Consider the following 16997-nt stretch of genomic DNA (forward strand, 5'->3'; position numbering starts at 1 on the left):
CAGCTCCGGAGAAAGGAGCAGCAGGGTTTCCATTTTGCGCATGTAGGATATCTCCTTACGGTCAGAGGTCCGCCGCTTCCGACTTCCTGCCGGAAAAACCATACGGCGAACAAGGTGAACTGTCGTATTTACTAGGGTGCCGCGCTTCTGTCAAGTCAAAAAAGGCGCACGGGCAAAGCGGTCGGGCCGCAAAAATGCTCGCGCTCTCACCTCGCCCAGCCCCGGCAGCAGGCGGCCTTTCGCTTCGGAGAAGAATCCGCAAAAAAGCGGACGCCTCGATGCGCCGACGCCTGACCCGGGCGAGCCCGCCCGTCATCGCCCCATCATCAATAAAAAGAGAAGCGAGCGGCGTTCATCGCGCCTGACTCCGGGCCCGGACTCAGGCCGAAACTCACGGCATCTTTGCGGCGAGCCCCGGCGCTTCGTAGCCTGCGGGCCTTCCGCCGCGGAACGTCGAACGCAGCAGATTGCGCCCGGCAGTGGCCGGACGCGCCGCTTCTGCTTCATTTCGATCAGAACAGAATGATCTGATTGGTGCTCACCGAACCCACCACGGGCGCGAGGAGGCTGTCGGAAATGCCGACGCCCACGCGCGCGACAGGCGAGACGGGCTCGGTCACGCCTTCCAGCGTGAACGCCTTCTGCGAGCGCGCGATGAAGGCCGAAATGTCGGTCACGCGCGGATTCATGCCGGCCAGCAGTTCGGGAGCCGGTTCGCGGTACTCGACCACCAGCTTGTCCTTCTGCGTGGTGCTCGTCCATTCGTAGCGCGCCACCAGCGTGTCGCCCTGCCAGGCCGTCTTTCCGGCGCCGAGGAACAGGGGCGTCCACGGATCCATGGAGGCCGGACGCACGTACACGCGCACGGTGGCGTCGTTGGGGCCGACGCCGTTGCTCTCGTAAAACACCTTCAGCCTCTGATATTCCACGCCCACGGCGCGCACTTCCCAGATCAGTCCGGTGGGGCACTCGGCCAGCATGACGGCAAGCTGCGAGCCTTCCCGTTCCTGAAGCGAGAACCACACGTTGGCGGACACGCTGTTCATGAAGCTGTTCTCGTAGGGCACGCGGCACAGCGTGTAGCCGGAAAGCACGTTGGCATATCCTTCCGCGGCCTTCACGCTCACCGTGGGAGACGACGTGGACACGAAATCGCCGGTGGCGGCATCCAGCCCTCTGTAAATGGGAGCGCCGACGCATCCGCCAAGAAGCGTCACGACGCAGAGCGCCGCGCAGGCCAGAATATGTTTCATAAAGACACCTCGGTTCGATGGGTTGTCCGAAATTCCCGAATATCAGGAAGTATCAGCATAAATCCTTCCCTGCGGATTGGCAACGGGAAGAGATTCGGCCTGAGGGCGGAGAATCGGCCTTGCCCTCTTCGTCCGCCGATGGCACACTGACGCCCATGAACGTCACTGTTGCCATAAGCGGCGGAACCGACAGCCTGTTCGCCCTGCTCAGCCTCAAGGAGCAGGGACACTCGGTCACGGCTCTGCACGCGCGCTTTCTCCCCGGAGCGGCCGGAACCGAAGCTGTTCCCGCCATGGAAGCCCTCTGCCGTTCCTTCGGCATTCCCCTGCACGTGGTCGATCTCTCCGAAGAGTTTTGCCGCTGCGTCATGACTCCCTTTGCCGAAGAACACGCCCGGGCGCGTACCCCCAACCCCTGCGCCCTGTGCAACCGGACCATGAAGTTCGGTCGCCTGTTCGACTGCGCCATGAACTACGGCGACGCGTTTGCCACCGGTCACTACGCCGCGGTGACGGAGCATCCCGTTTACGGCCGGACGCTGCGTGCAGGGCGCGACGGCTCCAAGGATCAGAGCTACTTTCTCGCGCTGGTGCCCGTCGAGCGCCTGCGCCGCTGCCTCTTTCCGCTCGCGGAATGGAAAAAGTCCGACATCCGCGCCAGCCTTGCCGAGCGCGGCATCACGCCGCCCGTGCCCGCCGAAAGTCAGGAAATCTGCTTCATTCCGGGCGACGATCACTACGCCTGGCTCGAAGAACAACGCGCCCGCGGTCTGCGTCTGCCCGGCCCCGGCCCCGTGCTGCTCGCCGGAGAAAACCGCGTCATCGCGCAGCATCGGGGACTGTGGCAGTACACCGAAGGCCAGCGCCGCGGACTCGGCATTCCCTGGAAGGAACCGCTTTATGTGCTGAGACGCCTGCGGGATTCCAACACCCTCGTGGTCGGGCCGAAGAACCTGCTTCCCGCAACCACGTGTTCCGCCGGAGCGCTGAATCTCATGGTCTCCCCCGACCTCTGGCCGGAACGGCTCTTCGTGCGCGTGCGCTACCATCAGGCTCCGACGCCCGCCCGCGTGAGCGTGGCCGAAGACCGCATGACCATAACCTTCGACACGCCCCAGCAGCCTCCGGCCCCCGGACAGATCGCCGCCGTGTACGACGCGGACGGCTTCGTGCTTGCGGGCGGCATTCTGGATTAGCGCCGCAGGAAAGCGGCCCCGTCGAGGCCCTTCCGCCCGACCTTCGCCGCCCTGACGGAGAACGGGGCGTCCCGCCTGCACAAACGAAAATCCCCGGCTCCGTTGCCGAAACCGGCGCTTTCTTGCTCCGCAAAGCAGGCAGGACAATCCAGGCCGCACCGACAGGCCCCGCTCTTCCGGTTTCGAGGCAGCGCCGGATGAATCCGACAGGCAGACGCCCGGCAGAACAAGCGCCGGGCAAAGCGCCTCCGCGCGCCGGAGAGCACGGCATTTTCTTCCGAAGTTTCGCGCAAGGTTGCCGGCGTCACTTGATTCCCGGAGCCGGTGCGGCTATGATGTGGCCCGGTCTGCCGCCGAAATGCGGCAGAACCGACGTTTTCCATGCAACATGGCGACGAAGCGGCGCATTCCGCTCCGTCTTTCCCATACAACGCCCAGTGAGGACACTACATGATTGGTATTTCCAAGCTTTACTGCGGACAGGTGGAACCCTCCGACGCCCTGCGTTACGGTCGCCAGTCCGGCAAGCTGCCTTCTCACCTTCTCCAGTTCTCCGCCGACAAGAAGCCGGTCGTCGTCTGGAACATGACGCGCCGCTGCAACCTTAAATGCGTCCACTGCTACGCCCAGGCCGAAACCGACAAGGGCGTCGATCCCATTTCCACCGAACAGGCCAAGGTCATGATCGACGACCTCGCCGCCTACGGCGCGCCGGTCATGCTCTTTTCCGGCGGCGAGCCCACCATCCGCAAGGACATGCCCGAACTTGCCAGCTACGCCACCAGCAAGGGCATGCGCGCGGTCATTTCCACCAACGGCACGCTCATCGACCGCGCCATGGCCAGGCAGCTCAAGGAAGTCGGCCTTTCCTACGTGGGCGTTTCCCTCGACGGCGGCGAAGAGGTCCACGACCACTTCCGCGGCGTGAAGGGCGCGTTCCGCCGCGCCCTCGAAGGCCTCGACTACTGCCGCGAAGAAGGCATCAAGGTGGGCCTGCGTTTCACCATCAACAAGCGCAACGCCGTGGAAATCCCCAAGATTTTCGACATTCTGCGCGAACGCAACATTCCCCGCGTGTGCTTCTATCACCTGGTGTACTCGGGCCGCGGCACCGAACTCATCAATGAAGACCTGAACCATCAGGAAACCCGCGCCGTGGTCGATCTCATCATGGACAAGACCCGCGAATGCTTCGACGCCGGCACCCCCAAGGAAGTGCTCACCGTGGACAACCACGCCGACGGCCCCTACGTGTGGATGCGCCTGCTCAAGGAAGATCCCAAGCGCGCCGAAGAAGTGTTCCAGCTGCTGCAGTTCAACGAAGGCAACAGCTCCGGCCGCGGCATCGGCTGCATTTCCTGGAACGGCGACGTTTCCGCCGACCAGTTCTGGCGTCATCACGTGTTCGGCAACGTGCTTGAACGTCCCTTCTCCGAAATCTGGGACGACCCGAACATCGAACTGCTGCACAAGCTCAAGGACAAGAAGCCCTACGTGAAGGGCCGCTGCGCCAAGTGCCGCTTCCTCAACATCTGCGGCGGCAACTTCCGCTCCCGCGCCGAAGCCTACTACGGCGACGAGTGGGCCGAAGATCCGGCCTGCTACCTCACCGACGAAGAAATCGGCATCAAGTAGCACATCGCTCACCACAACGGGGAGGCTCCGCGGAGCTTCCCCGTTTTCTATGCCCCGCTTCCGACGTTTTCCCCGTCACGGCCTGCCGCCGCATGAGCGCGAGCTCCTCCCTCACGGACAAACGCACGGCCTCATGCGCCGTGCGCGGCGCGGCCAGTTCCGCCGAAGTTCCGGCGTTGAGTCCGAAGAGCGCCGCATGAAGCCCAAGGCCGCGCGCCGGGCGTCGCGTTCGCTCCTTTGTTCCGGCCTCCCGCACCCCGCATCCCGCCTTTCCGCATTTTCCGCCTTTTCCCCAAGAGCCTTTCCATGATTATTTCCCTTCTTCTCGGCAAGCAGATAGCCGCCATGCTCCTCATGGTGCTCATGGGCTATGCCGTGGTGCGGCTGCGGCTGCTCCGGGCCGAAGACAGCGCTCCCCTTTCCGCCGTGGCCCTGTACATCGTGAGCCCGTGCATGATGCTCGACGCCTTTCAGGTGGATTTCTCCGGGGAAAAGCTGCAGGGTCTCTTTCTCTCCCTTGTTGCGGCCGCGCTTTCCCAGTCGCTGGCCATCGTCTTCAACATGCTCGTGCGCCGTCCGCTCAGACTCGATCCCGTGGAACAGGCTTCCGCCATCTACTCCAACGGCGGCAATCTCATCATTCCCATCGTCATCTATGTGTTCGGGCAGGAATGGGTGCTCTACACCAGCGGCTTTCTCATAGGGCAGACCGCCCTCTTCTGGACGCACTGCTACACCCTGCTCCACAAGAACGGGCAGTTCCATCTGCGCAACATTCTCTTCAACGTCAACATTCTGGCCATGCTCGCAGGCGCGCTGCTCTTTGTGACCGGGCTGCACTTTCCCGAAGTGCCGCGACTTGCCGTTCACGCCGTGGGCAGCATGATAGGCCCCCTGTGCATGATAGTCACCGGCATGCTCATAGGCTCCATGAATCTCAAGCGCGTGCTCGCCTATCGCAAGCTCCCCCTCATCGTGGCGCTGCGCCTTCTCGTTCTGCCCCTCGTCACCCTGCTCGTGTTCCGCGCAAGCGGCCTCGAATCCTGGACAAAAGACGGCGGCACCATTCTGCTCATCAGCTTTCTTGCGGCCGCCGCGCCCTGCGCCTCCACCGTCACCCAGATGGCCCACCTCTACGGGCACAACGGCGAATACGCGAGCCTCATCAACGTGGTCTCCACTCTGCTTTGCGTCATTACCATGCCCGTCATGGTCTTCCTCTTCCAGCTCTGACGCGGCACCGTTCCCGGGCAGGGCAACGTTCTCATCGTTGCGAGGCCCTCAACGCCATGCCTGCCGGAGGCTGCGGGGGTCATCCCGCAACGCAGCCCCTTTGCCGCGCAACGCCTCCCGTCCGCGCCCTGCCCTGCGCCTTCCGCTCTCATAAAAGTTCTACTGCCCCGACCGTGACTCCGGCCCTTTTCAAAGGCCGGGGCCGGTGTTATCTTCCTTCTCGTTTTCATTGGACCGTTGACGCGCCCCTCAGGCGCAAAGGATATTGTCATGACCGAACTTTCCTTCCATCGCGGCCGCCGTCTGCGCCGCACTCCCGCTCTTCGCGACATGGTGCGCGAAACCTCCCTTTCCGCGGCCGATCTCATCATGCCCTACTTCGTGGTGGACACCCCCGACGAACACTTCCGTCAGCCCATCAACTCCATGCCCGGCCAGTTCCAGCTTTCCCTTGCCGAACTCGAAAAGGAAATCGGCGAAGCCGTGAAGCTCGGCCTGCGCTCCGTGCTGCTCTTCGGCATTCCCGCCGAAAAGGATCCGCTGGGCTCCGGCGCCTACGCCAAGGACGGCATCGTGCAGCGCGCCACCCGCATGATTAAAAAGAACTGGCCCGACCTTGTCGTCATCACCGACCTGTGCCTGTGCGAATACACCTCGCACGGCCATTGCGGCATCATTGCCGACGGCGACAAGACCGGCCACGTGCTCAACGATCAGACCCTCGACCTGCTCGCCAGAACCGCCGTTTCCCAGGCCGAAGCCGGCGCCGACATCGTGGCTCCCTCCGACATGATGGACGGCCGCGTGCTCGCTCTGCGCACCGCTCTCGACAAGGCCGGATTCGAGGAAACTCCCATCATGTCCTACGCCGTGAAGTACGCTTCCGCCTACTACGGCCCCTTCCGCGACGCCGCGGAATCCGCCCCCCACTTCGGCGATCGCCGCACCTATCAGATGGATCCCGGCAACGCGCAGGAAGCCCTGCGTGAAATGCAGGCCGACATCGACGAAGGCGCGGACATGTTCATCGTCAAGCCCGCGGGCCCCTATCAGGACATCATCCGCCTCATGCACGACACCTTCGACGTGCCGCTCGTGACCTATCAGGTGAGCGGCGAATACTCCCTCATCTGCGCCGCCGCCCAGAACGGCTGGATAGACCGCAAGGCCGTCATCATGGAATCGCTCATCGGCCTCAAGCGTTCCGGCGCCAAGATGATCATCACCTACTTCACCGTGGAAGCCCTCCGCGAAGGATGGATTCGCTGATGAACGGCCACGACTCCGCCCTCTCCTCGCTGGGCGCCTGCCATCCCGGCGGGCATCCCCTGGGTCGCGTTCCCGACGGAGCCCCCGGCGGCCATCCCGCCACGTCCAGGCCCCGCTTCCTGCCCGACGGCTCTCCCAAGTGCCGCCTCATCGCCTGGGAAGTCACCCGTTCCTGCAACCTGGCCTGCAAGCACTGCCGCGCCGAAGCTCATCCCGAACCCTATCCGGGCGAGCTCTCCACCGCCGAAGCCAAGGCCCTCATCGACACCTTCCCCGAAGTCGGCGAGCCCATCATCATCTTCACCGGCGGCGATCCCATGATGCGCGCCGACGTCTATGAACTCGCCGCCTACGCCCGCGACAAGGGCCTGCGCTGCGTCATGTCGCCGAACGGCACGCTCATCACGCCCGAGAACGCCCGCAAGATAAAGGAAGCCGGCTTCCAGCGCTGCTCCATCTCCATCGACGGGGCCGACGCCGCCAGCCACGACGCCTTCCGCGGCGTGCCCGGAGCCTTCGACGCCTCCATGCGCGGCATCGAATACCTGAAGGCCGAAGGCGTGGAATTCCAGATCAACACCACGGTGACCAAGAGCAACCTGCACTCGTTCAAGGACATCTTCCACCTGTGCGAGAAAATCGGCGCCGTGGCCTGGCACATCTTCCTGCTCGTGCCCATGGGCCGGGCCGCCGAAATTCAGGAAGAGGTGATCACCGCCGAGGAATACGAGGAAGTGCTGCACTGGTTCTACGACTTCCGCAAGACCACTTCCATGCATCTCAAGGCCACCTGCGCCCCGCACTACTACCGCATCATGCGGCAGAAGGCCCGCGAGGAAGGCGTGACCGTGAACATGGAAAACTTCGGCATGGACGCCATGACCCGCGGCTGCCTCGGCGGCACGGGCTTCTGCTTCATCAGCCATACCGGACAGCTCCAGCCCTGCGGCTACCTCACCCTCGACTGCGGCAACGTGCGCGACACCCCCTTCCCCGAGCTCTGGAAAAAGACGCCGTGGTTCCTCAAGTTCCGCGATCAGAGCGCCTACAAGGGCAAGTGCGGCGTGTGCGAATATCACAAGGTGTGCGGCGGCTGCCGCGCCCGCGCCTACAGCATGACCGACGACCCCATGGCTCAGGAACCTTTGTGCCTGTACAAGCCCAAGGCGGCAAAATAACGGGGATTTCCCCTTCCGCGCCCGCTCCGCGCCTGCGGGGCGGGCCCACATTTCTCCGGGCAAGGCTCCGCCTTCCCGTCCAAGGAAGCATCATGGCTCAGATCGACGCTCTGGACACCATCGACAGAAAACTGCTGGACATCATCCAGACGGCCTTTCCGCTGGTTCCCCGCCCCTACGAGGCGCTGGGCAGACAGCTCGGCATTTCCGAAGAAGAAGCCCTCGACCGCGTGAAGGCCATGAAGGAAAAAAGAATCATCCGCCGCCTGGGAGCCAACTTCCAGTCGGCCAAGCTCGGCTTCCGCTCCACGCTCTGCGGAGCCCATGTGCCCGAAGACAAGCTCGACGCCTTCATCGCCGACGTGAACGCCCTGCCCGGCGTCACCCACAACTACCTGCGCAACCACGACTTCAACGTGTGGTTCACCCTCATCGGCCCCTCCTGGGACAGCGTGTGCGAAACCATCCGGGGCATCGAAGAGCGCACCGGCGTCAGCATCATGAACCTCCCCGCGGAAAAGCTGTTCAAGATCCGCGTGGATTTTCAGATGGAAGAGTAGGAGGCGGGGGAAGGAAGGAAAAATTTTGAAAATTTTTTCCTTCCTTCCCCCGGGCCCCCATCCTTCCTTTCAAAACTTTTCATCAGGGAGTCGGCACGGCTTCGGAACAAGGTTTCCGGCCGCGCCGGCTTCTTTTTTTATGAAGGCAGGGAAAGACAAAGGGCGGCGAGATGCTGCCGGGGCGCTGCGTTGACACGGCATCTTCCGTCCTGTACGCTTTATTATTCCGCGCACCTTGTCACAGAGGAGCCGACATGCTGGACACCTCACGCCTTCAGAACATGTTTGAGCTGCTCGGCTGCGAAGAGCCGCTGGGCGTCTTCTACGCCGAAAAGGCACCGACCTCCTCCCACACTCCCCCGCCGGGCAAAGGACACGCCTGCATCATCAACTATCTGCGCATGGCCTTTGATCGGAAAATCTGCGTCCACTTTGCCGCCGACGCATGCACCTGCATGGGCGGATGGGTCTATCTCGGCTACCGGCTTCCCGCGCCGGAGCGCATCGTCCACTTCGTCACCACCGGATGGGAAGGCGGAGAAGGCGAACGCTATCTCCCCTCGCCCGATTCCATGCGCCGCTTTTTCAAAGACATCGACGTGCAGCCCGCCCCCGCGCCCTTCTGCGCGGCGCGCCCTCTCTCCCAGTTTGCCGAAGGCGAAGAGCCGCTGCTCGTCACCTTCCGCTGCCGCGGCGAGGTACTCACCGGCCTTTCCATGCTCGCCGGATTCGCCCTCGACGATCACAACGCCGTGGTCATGCCCTTCGGCTCCGGGTGCGCCAACATTTTCGCCTGGCCGCTCAGCTGGCGGCGACGGGGTCTCAAAAAGGCCGTGGTCGGAGGATCCGACCCGTCGTGCCGCCCCTTCATGGCCGCGGACGAGCTTTCCTTTACCGTGACGGCAGACGTGCTGCTCGCCATGCAGGAAGCCTTTCCCCGCTCCTTCCTCACCGGGAAAACCTGGACCGGCGTAAGAAAAAAGATTGACAGAAGCCGGAAAGTCTGGGAAGAGGCCGCGTCGAGATGATGCGCGAAAGCCTCGCGCGAGCAACGCGCGCCTCCCCTTTTTCAGCGGGAAAAACGGCGGAACCATGACCTTCCCGCCTTCGGACAAAAAGGACGGCAACGCGTTGCAGCTTTCCGTTTTTTTGTGGAAAAACGGAAGGTTGCGCCTTGAACGCGCAAAAGAAAAACCTCCGGCGCTGCCCGGAGTACCCCATTTGCAGGCACGGGGAACACGCGCTCCGCTCCCCGTGCGCGGCGCAGAACATCCGGCGTTCGCAACGGCCGCGTCCCTCTCCGGGCACGAAGGAAAAATTTTCCGAAGGCATGATTTAGTGCTTTCTTTCCCGGGGGCTATCAAGTATAAGGGACAAGAGCGCAATGCGTCATCGGGGTGCCTTTCCGCTGAAAACAGGGCAGGAAGGTACGTTTATTATTTAAATTTCCCATCAATTTTCCATAGAAGGGCTCATTCATGAAAACCAAATTCATTTTTGTTACCGGCGGTGTGCTTTCCTCTCTCGGAAAAGGACTGGCCTCGGCTTCGCTTGGCGCTCTGCTGAAGGCCCGCGGCCTTTCCGTGACCATCCAGAAGCTCGACCCCTACATCAACGTCGACCCCGGCACCATGAATCCCTTCCAGCACGGCGAAGTCTATGTGACCGACGACGGCGCGGAAACCGACCTCGACCTCGGCCACTACGAACGCTATCTCGACGTTTCCCTCTCCCAGCGCAACAACACCACCTCCGGACGCATCTACTACAACGTCATCAACAAGGAACGCCGCGGCGACTATCTCGGCGGCACCGTGCAGGTGATTCCGCACATCACCGACGAAATCAAGCGCACCATCCTGAGCCTCACCGAAGGCGACAATCCCCCCGACGTGGCCATCATCGAAATCGGCGGCACGGTGGGCGACATCGAAGGTCTGCCCTTCCTCGAAGCCATCCGCCAGCTCCGTTCCGACATCGGCCGCAACAACTGCCTGAACATTCACCTCACCCTCGTGCCCTATCTGCACGCCGCGGGCGAATACAAGACCAAGCCCACGCAGCACAGCGTGAAGGAACTGCTTTCCATCGGCATTCAGCCCGACATCATTCTCTGCCGCTGCGAACAGACCATTCCTTCCGAACTCAAGAAGAAGATCGCCCTGTTCTGCAACGTGGACGAAGACGCCGTGTTCACCTCCGTGGACGTGAAAAACGTGTACGGCGTGCCGCTCAAGTTCTATGAGGAAGGCTTCGACCAGAAAGTGGCCATCATGATGCGCCTGCCTGCGCGCAACGCCGACCTCTCCGGCTGGATCAAGCTCATGAACGACTTCGACGAAGCCGCCAAGAGCAAGGTGAACATCGCCATCGTGGGCAAGTACGTCGATCTCAAGGAAGCCTACAAGAGCCTGCACGAAGCCCTCGTTCACGCCGGCGTGGCCAACCATGTTTCCGTCAATCTGAAGTACGTCAATTCCGAAGAAGTCACCGCCGACAACACCCGCGACATCTTCAAGGGCTGCGACGGCATCCTCGTGCCCGGCGGCTTCGGCTACCGCGGCGTGGAAGGCAAGATCGAAGCCATCCGCTACGCCCGCGAAAACAAGATTCCCTTCTTCGGCATCTGCCTCGGCATGCAGTGCGCCGTCATCGAATTCGCCCGTCATGTGGCCGGTCTTTCCAAGGCCAATTCCGAGGAATTCGATCCGCTCACCGACGAAAAGGTCATCTACCTCATGACCGAATGGTACGACTTCCGCAAGAACTCCGTGGAAGTGCGCGACGAAGCCAGCAACAAGGGCGGCACCCTGCGCCTCGGCGCGTATCCCTGCGCCCTGCTGCCCGGCACCAAGGCCGCCGAAGCCTACAAGCAGGAAGAAATCTCCGAACGTCATCGTCATCGTTACGAATTCAACAACGCCTTCCGCGAAACCCTCAGCCAGCACGGCATGGTGTTCAGCGGAACCTCGCCCGACGGCACGCTCGTGGAAATCGTGGAACTGCCCGATCACCCCTGGTTCGTGGGCTGCCAGTTCCATCCTGAATTCAAGTCCCGTCCCATGCACGCGCATCCGCTGTTCAAGGACTTCATCGCCGCTGCGGTGAAGCAGTCCAAGAAGAAGTAATCCGGGGCTCTCATTGCCGCAAAACAGAGGCGGGGAGGAACACACGTTCCTCCCCGCCTTTTTTCGTGGAAATTCCTTCGATGCTGTTCTGTCCGAAGCCGTCGGCAGGCCCGTCGGAACAGGCTACGTCAAAGAGCGCGGCCTTGCGCCGTCAGATGCGCTTTTCCAGGAAAATCAAATTCTCCGAAATGGAACCTTCAAACAGCACCTCGGCCTTTCCGGCGTAGCGGAAGCCCAGCTTGAGGTACAGGTTTGCGGCGGGCCTGTTGTTCTCCCATGTGTCGAGGCGCATCACCTCGCAGCCGCGCCGCGCCGCCTCTTCCAGCGCAAAGAGCACCATGCGCTTTCCGGCCCCCTTGCCCGCCTGCGAGGGCGGCACGCACAGCGTGTGAATGACCAGCACCTTGTCCGGCTCCGCCGCATATTCCCAGGGAATCGAGGCGTAGGCGTCGAGCTGCACATGGTTGAGAATCATGCTGGCGCAGACCTCGCCGTTCTCTTCCAGCACGTACAGCGTGCCGTCCTTCACGCCCTTTTCCGCCACGGCACGGGTGGGATACACGCCAAGCTCCCAGTTGGTGCTGCTGCCGTGCTCCTGCTCAAAGCTCAGCAGCTCCGTGTAATGGCGCTCCACCGCGTCAACGTCGCTATCCGTCGCTCTGCGTATCATCGTTATTTAATCTCCTCTAATATTTGTATCTAATGCATTACTTATTTTTTCAGCATTATCTAAAAGTTGTTCTTTATAAGTATTAAGCATTTTTATAAAACCTTCTATATAATTAAATATATCATTAATATCTAATTTTCTCCGTTCACCATGTGCTATACCATGTCGACATTCTACAAAGTTATTTATATAATTAGCTTTCAATTCAAATATATCTTCATTTATACCAATGAATGGTAATATTTTCATTAAATTTTTATAATTTAAATTTGACTCTGTATTAATAATATCTTCAATATCATAACATATACATTCATTATCTTTTATTTTATTCAAAACTTCTATAGCTCCATCGTATGAACTTTGTGTAGCTAATATTTTTTTATTTATTACAATAAAATGAGCAACCAAAATATTATTTGGAACATTATAAATTTTTTCATTTATAAAAATTTTTATAAATTTTTTACCCGTATTTTTAATAAACCCCTCCCAATGGGAATATATTAATAAAATACATGTTCTACATAAAACATCACGATTTGCATCATCAACATTATAGAGTAACTGTTTATAACATATTAAATCTCTAAACCGCCAAACCCATTCTCTCTCTATATCTTCTACAAATTGTGCAAGCCAATCATCTTTCATTAAAGTACTCAATTGCAAAAGGAATGGTTTTTACTACTCTGCTATTAGCCCTAATACCAGCTCCACTTGATGAAGTAAAATCACTTTCTGTAGAAAAATTATTAATCAATTCTTTTAAATTATCATTTTTTTCAATAAAATTTATATTTTTTGCAATACCAACAGATACTGCCTCAAAAATAGCAATAGAAAATCCACCCTTATGCCTGTTTAAATTAGGGTAGAACTTTCTAAATGCATCTTCACCCATAACGTTATTTATAATATAAAATGTTCTTTTGAACACATCAAATATTTCATTATGAACAGTTACATTATTTGCAATCTCTATAATTTTTGCATCTAAAAACTTTGCAACATCATCTATACTTAGCGATACATTTCTTTTCCAATCTATTTTATAGAAAACAATAAAACGTATAATCAACTCAAGATGGTATTGCTCCAGCATTTTATCATCACTAATCGATATCGAATTTATAAAATTATCATTTTTAGACAATTTATATATATTATCATAAAAATCTTTATTTGTCATTATTAAAAGACAGTTACGCACTTCTTGATCTGTTAATGGAGAACCTCCAGTATTTATTCGTTTAAATAAATCAAACTTAGTATCTTTAGTGCTCTCTTTTTTTATAATTTTAAAATCTATTTTTTCCCGTCTAAAAGATAATTTCATGGCTTTAGTAAACTTTTCTTCATCATTCCAAGAAACTTTATCAAGAGCTAGTAAATAGTCCCCTTTTTCCAAAACTAATGGATCTAATTTATTGCCATTTTCGTCCTTCAATTCTCCCATAAAAGATAAAATTGAAGAAAATCTTTGAAGCCCATCTACTAAATCCCAAACCCCATCATCTCTCTGAGAAACAAAAAAAGATGGAATAGGTATTCCCAATAATATTGATTCTATAAATTTTGATTTCTGTTCCTTACTCCATCGAAAAACTCGTTGAAACTCAGGATGAATTTCTAACTCACCATTTTGATACATACTAACAGCTTCGCCAATAGACATTGGATACGCATCAGAATGTATTTCTTTCTTATACTTTTCAATTTCTCGTTCTAGCTCAGTCATTTTTCCCCCTCCTGAAATAATTATACAAAAATCCCCGCGGAATCCGAAGACGCCGCGGGGAAGATGTCAGCGCATTACAGGTTTCTGCCGCAGCACTTCTTGAACTTCTTGCCGCTGCCGCAGGGGCAGGGATCGTTCCGTCCGACCTTCACGCCGTTGTACATGTGATGTTCCTCCTTCTCGGCGGAGGCTCCGCCGTCGCCAAGGGCGGCGGGATCGGTTTTGTGGCGCAGGTTCAGCACGGGCTCGGTCTTCTGAGGCTCCGCTTCGGCTTTGGCTTCGAGCTGAGGTTCGGCCTCGGGCTCCGGTTCCGCGGCAGGTTCGGGCTGCACGGGCTCGGCAGGCGCGCTCTCCGGCGCAGCTTCCTGAGAAGGAGCCTGTTCGGCAGAGGCTTCGGCGGGCGCAGTTTCGGCAGCCTGCGCTCCGGCTTCGCCTTCCGCGCCTTCGGCGGGGGCCGCTTCTTCGGCTTCCACACGTCTCATGCGCACGTGCGTGAGCGAGGTCAGCGCGCCCTCATGGATGCGGAACAGCATGTCCTTGAACATGGCCAGACCTTCGCTCTGGTACTCGCGCTTGGGATCGCGCTGGGCGTAGCCGCGCAGGCCGATGCCTTCGCGCAGGTAGTCCATGGCGCGCAGATGATCCTTCCAGCAGCGGTCCAGGGATTCCAGCAGGAAGTAGCGCAGAATGTCGTTGTACACGGGGCCGGCTTCCTCGCGCAGCTCCTGGAATATCTTCTTCACGGCCTCAAGCGACTGCTCGCGCGAAGGAATGGCGCTCATGGTCAGCTCGGGCATGGCGCGCGCGATGTTCAGCGTTTCCATGAGGCGGCTGTTCACCTCGGCGCACATCTGCGCGTCGGGCGCTTCCTTGTGCGCTTCCACGGGCTGATAGATGTTGTCCAGCACCTCGTCCACGAAGTCGAAGAGCACGCCTTCCACGTCGGGCAGCTGCATGAGATCGCGGCGCAGGGTGTAGATCACCTCGCGCTGCTGGTTCATGACGTTGTCGTAGTCGAGCAGCGTCTTGCGGATTTCAAAGTTGTGGCCTTCCACGCGCTTCTGCGCGTTCTCGATGGCCTTGGACACCATGCGGTTCTCGATGGGCTCGCCTTCCTTCATGCCCAGCTTTTCCATGAGGCCGGAAATGCGTTCCGAACCGAAAATGCGCATGAGGTTGTCTTCCAGCGACAGGTAGAAGCGGGAGGAACCCGGATCGCCCTGACGACCGGCGCGGCCGCGCAGCTGATTGTCGATGCGGCGGCTTTCGTGACGTTCCGTGCCCAGAATGTGCAGGCCGCCGAGTTCCTTCACGCCCTCGCCGAGCACGATGTCGGTGCCGCGGCCGGCCATGTTGGTGGCGATGGTCACGTGGCCCTTCTGACCGGCCTGCGCCACGATGGCGGCTTCTTCGGCGTGATGCTTGGCGTTCAGCACGCTGTGCGGCACGCCTTCCTTCTTGAGCATGGCGGAAAGCAGTTCGGAAGTCTCAATGGAAATCGTGCCCACAAGCACGGGCTGTCCGGTCTTGTAGAGTTCCTTGATGGACTCGATGATGGCGTGATACTTTTCCTTCTGCGTGCGGAAGATGAGGTCGGGCAGATCCTTGCGGATCATGGGCTTGTTCGTGGGAATGGTGATGGTTTCCAGATGATAGATCTGGTCGAATTCCACGGCTTCGGTCTGGGCCGTGCCGGTCATGCCCGCGAGCTTGTCGTACATGCGGAAGTAGTTCTGGAAGGTGATGCTGGCGAGCGTCTGGTTTTCGGCCTCGACCTTCACGCCTTCCTTGGCTTCGAGCGCCTGATGCAGACCGTCGCTGAAACGGCGGCCGGGCATGAGTCGGCCCGTGAACTCGTCCACGATGACCACCTTGCCCTCGTCGCTCACGATGTAGTCCACGTCGCGCTTGAAGCAGTGATGCGCCTTGAGCGACTGAAGAATGTGATGCTGATAGGCGATGCTCGCCGGATCGAACAGGTTCTCGATGCCGAGAATCTTTTCGCACTTGGCCACGCCAGCGTCGGTGAGCATGGCCGTCTTGGACTTTTCGTCGATGGTGTAGTCTTCCTCGGCCTTGAGCTGACGAACCACGGCGTCCATGGCCTGATACAGCTCGGTGGACTCGTCGCTCGCGCCGGAAATGATGAGCGGGGTACGCGCTTCGTCGATGAGAATGGAGTCCACTTCGTCCACGATGGCGAAGTTGTGGCCGCGCTGCACAAGCTGCTCGGCGTAGAACTTCATGTTGTCGCGCAGGTAGTCGAAGCCGAATTCGTTGTTGGTGCCGTAGGTGATGTCGCAGGCGTAGGCGGCCTTGCGCTCCTCGTCGGTGAGGCCCTGCACGATGACGCCCACGCTCAGCCCGAGGAAGTTGTACAGACGGCCCATCCACTCCGCGTCGCGGCGGGCGAGGTAGTCGTTCACGGTGACCACGTGGACGCCCTTGCCGGAAAGCGCGTTGAGCACCACGGGAAGCGTGGCCACAAGGGTTTTGCCTTCGCCGGTCTTCATTTCCGCAATCTTTCCGGCGTGAAGCACCATGCCGCCCACAAGCTGCACGTCGTAATGACGCATGCCCATCACGCGCGAAGAGGCTTCGCGCACCAGCGCGAACACTTCGGGCAAAACGTCGTCGAGCGAGCGGCCGCCGTTCTGCACCTGGTCGCGGTATTCCGCGAGCTTTGCGGGAATCTCCTCGTCGGTGAGCGCCTTCATCTGAGGTTCAAGGGCGTTGCACTTCTTCAGCTTGGGTCGCAGAGAACGAAGGTAGCGTTCGTTACGGGTACCGAATATTTTGCCGATCAGGAACTTGATCATGGGTATCTCCAGAAAATGTCGTTGGAACAAGGCAGAAGATAAGTCAAGGCCTTGTATTTGGCAAATGGTCATCGCCCACTTTTCCGCATATTTTCCCGGCGCGGCCCCTTTCTTCCGCCAGCGTCCGGCAGAGGCGGCGGCATAAGGCGCAAAGGAACACGCCGGGGCGCGCCGGGAAAAACGTCGGAACTTTCAACATATCAAAGAAGGTGGCAGGACGCGCCAGGGCTTGCGGAGAAAACGCCTGCGGCAACGCGGCGAGCCGCTCCGAATCCCGCCTCCATGCGGCGGCAAAACGAAGGAGCCGGCGGCCTG

The 16997-nt window shown here is 58.5% G+C and carries 14 protein-coding genes and 1 pseudogene; 9 read left to right on the forward strand and 6 right to left on the reverse strand.

The genetic code is table 11. The annotated features are described in order from the left end of the window. Nucleotides 1–512 precede the first annotated feature (512 nt). Nucleotides 513–1253, reverse strand: a complete 741-nt coding sequence (locus Q0K02_RS09585; RefSeq protein ID WP_294488014.1) for a DUF4851 domain-containing protein — start codon at nt 1251–1253, stop codon at nt 513–515. A 155-nt stretch (nt 1254–1408) separates the two neighbouring features. Between Q0K02_RS09585 and Q0K02_RS09590 the strand changes: the two genes are divergently transcribed. The 8 genes from Q0K02_RS09590 to Q0K02_RS09625 all read left to right on the forward strand — a co-directional run bounded on the left by Q0K02_RS09590 (nt 1409) and on the right by Q0K02_RS09625 (nt 11452). Then, on the forward strand, nt 1409–2449 hold the full coding sequence (locus Q0K02_RS09590) for a tRNA-specific 2-thiouridylase (protein ID WP_294488137.1): 1041 nt from the start codon (nt 1409–1411) through the stop codon (nt 2447–2449). 450 nt (nt 2450–2899) lie between these two features. Next, nucleotides 2900–4084, forward strand: a complete 1185-nt coding sequence (gene ahbC / locus Q0K02_RS09595) for a 12,18-didecarboxysiroheme deacetylase (RefSeq protein ID WP_294488017.1) — start codon at nt 2900–2902, stop codon at nt 4082–4084. Nucleotides 4085–4390: 306 nt separating this feature from the next. Then, nucleotides 4391–5317, forward strand: coding sequence for an AEC family transporter (locus Q0K02_RS09600; protein WP_294488019.1), 927 nt, complete (start codon nt 4391–4393; stop codon nt 5315–5317). A gap of 270 nt (nt 5318–5587) precedes the next feature. Further along, complete coding sequence (hemB, locus tag Q0K02_RS09605) at nt 5588–6586, forward strand: porphobilinogen synthase (RefSeq protein WP_294488022.1); 999 nt, start codon at nt 5588–5590, stop codon at nt 6584–6586. After that, nucleotides 6586–7764: a heme b synthase gene (gene ahbD, locus Q0K02_RS09610; RefSeq protein ID WP_294488024.1), complete on the forward strand. Its 1179-nt coding sequence runs from the start codon at nt 6586–6588 to the stop codon at nt 7762–7764. The genes hemB and ahbD overlap by 1 nt, the downstream gene beginning before the upstream one ends. 92 nt (nt 7765–7856) lie before the next feature. Then, entirely contained in the window at nt 7857–8324 is a 468-nt protein-coding gene (locus Q0K02_RS09615; protein WP_294488027.1) for an AsnC family transcriptional regulator, read from the forward strand. 254 nt (nt 8325–8578) lie between these two features. After that, on the forward strand, nt 8579–9352 hold the full coding sequence (locus tag Q0K02_RS09620) for a DUF169 domain-containing protein (RefSeq protein ID WP_294488031.1): 774 nt from the start codon (nt 8579–8581) through the stop codon (nt 9350–9352). A 450-nt stretch (nt 9353–9802) separates the two neighbouring features. After that, the gene (locus tag Q0K02_RS09625; protein WP_294488032.1) at nt 9803–11452 is read left to right on the forward strand and encodes a CTP synthase; all 1650 of its coding nucleotides are present in this window, start codon (nt 9803–9805) and stop codon (nt 11450–11452) included. Nucleotides 11453–11603: 151 nt separating this feature from the next. Here the strand turns inward: Q0K02_RS09625 and Q0K02_RS09630 are convergent, their stop codons facing one another. The 5 genes and pseudogenes from Q0K02_RS09630 to secA all read right to left on the reverse strand — a co-directional run. After that, nucleotides 11604–12122: a GNAT family N-acetyltransferase gene (locus tag Q0K02_RS09630; protein ID WP_294488035.1), complete on the reverse strand. Its 519-nt coding sequence runs from the start codon at nt 12120–12122 to the stop codon at nt 11604–11606. 6 nt (nt 12123–12128) lie between these two features. Continuing rightward, nucleotides 12129–12776 carry an MAE_28990/MAE_18760 family HEPN-like nuclease gene (locus tag Q0K02_RS09635; protein ID WP_294488037.1) on the reverse strand — a complete coding sequence of 216 codons (648 nt, stop codon included), beginning with the start codon at nt 12774–12776 and terminating at the stop codon, nt 12129–12131. Beyond that, the gene (locus tag Q0K02_RS09640; protein ID WP_294488039.1) at nt 12766–13863 is read right to left on the reverse strand and encodes a DUF262 domain-containing protein; all 1098 of its coding nucleotides are present in this window, start codon (nt 13861–13863) and stop codon (nt 12766–12768) included. Before Q0K02_RS09640 ends, Q0K02_RS09635 begins: the two co-directional genes overlap by 11 nt. 74 nt (nt 13864–13937) lie before the next feature. Continuing rightward, nucleotides 13938–14345 (reverse strand): SEC-C metal-binding domain-containing protein, encoded by a 408-nt coding sequence (locus Q0K02_RS12370; protein WP_363315679.1) that lies wholly within the window; start codon nt 14343–14345, stop codon nt 13938–13940. After that, a pseudogene (gene secA, locus Q0K02_RS09645) lies at nt 14325–16682 on the reverse strand (preprotein translocase subunit SecA); the annotation flags it as partial. The gene Q0K02_RS12370 and the pseudogene secA, both read right to left, overlap by 21 nt. Between secA and Q0K02_RS09650 the strand changes: the two are divergent. After that, entirely contained in the window at nt 16681–16827 is a 147-nt protein-coding gene (locus Q0K02_RS09650; RefSeq protein WP_294488043.1) for a hypothetical protein, read from the forward strand. The pseudogene secA and the gene Q0K02_RS09650 overlap by 2 nt on opposite strands. The last annotated feature ends 170 nt before the right edge of the window (nt 16828–16997 follow it).

The sequence above is a fragment of the uncultured Mailhella sp. genome, from assembly GCF_944324995.1.
Lineage (GTDB): Bacteria > Desulfobacterota > Desulfovibrionia > Desulfovibrionales > Desulfovibrionaceae > Mailhella.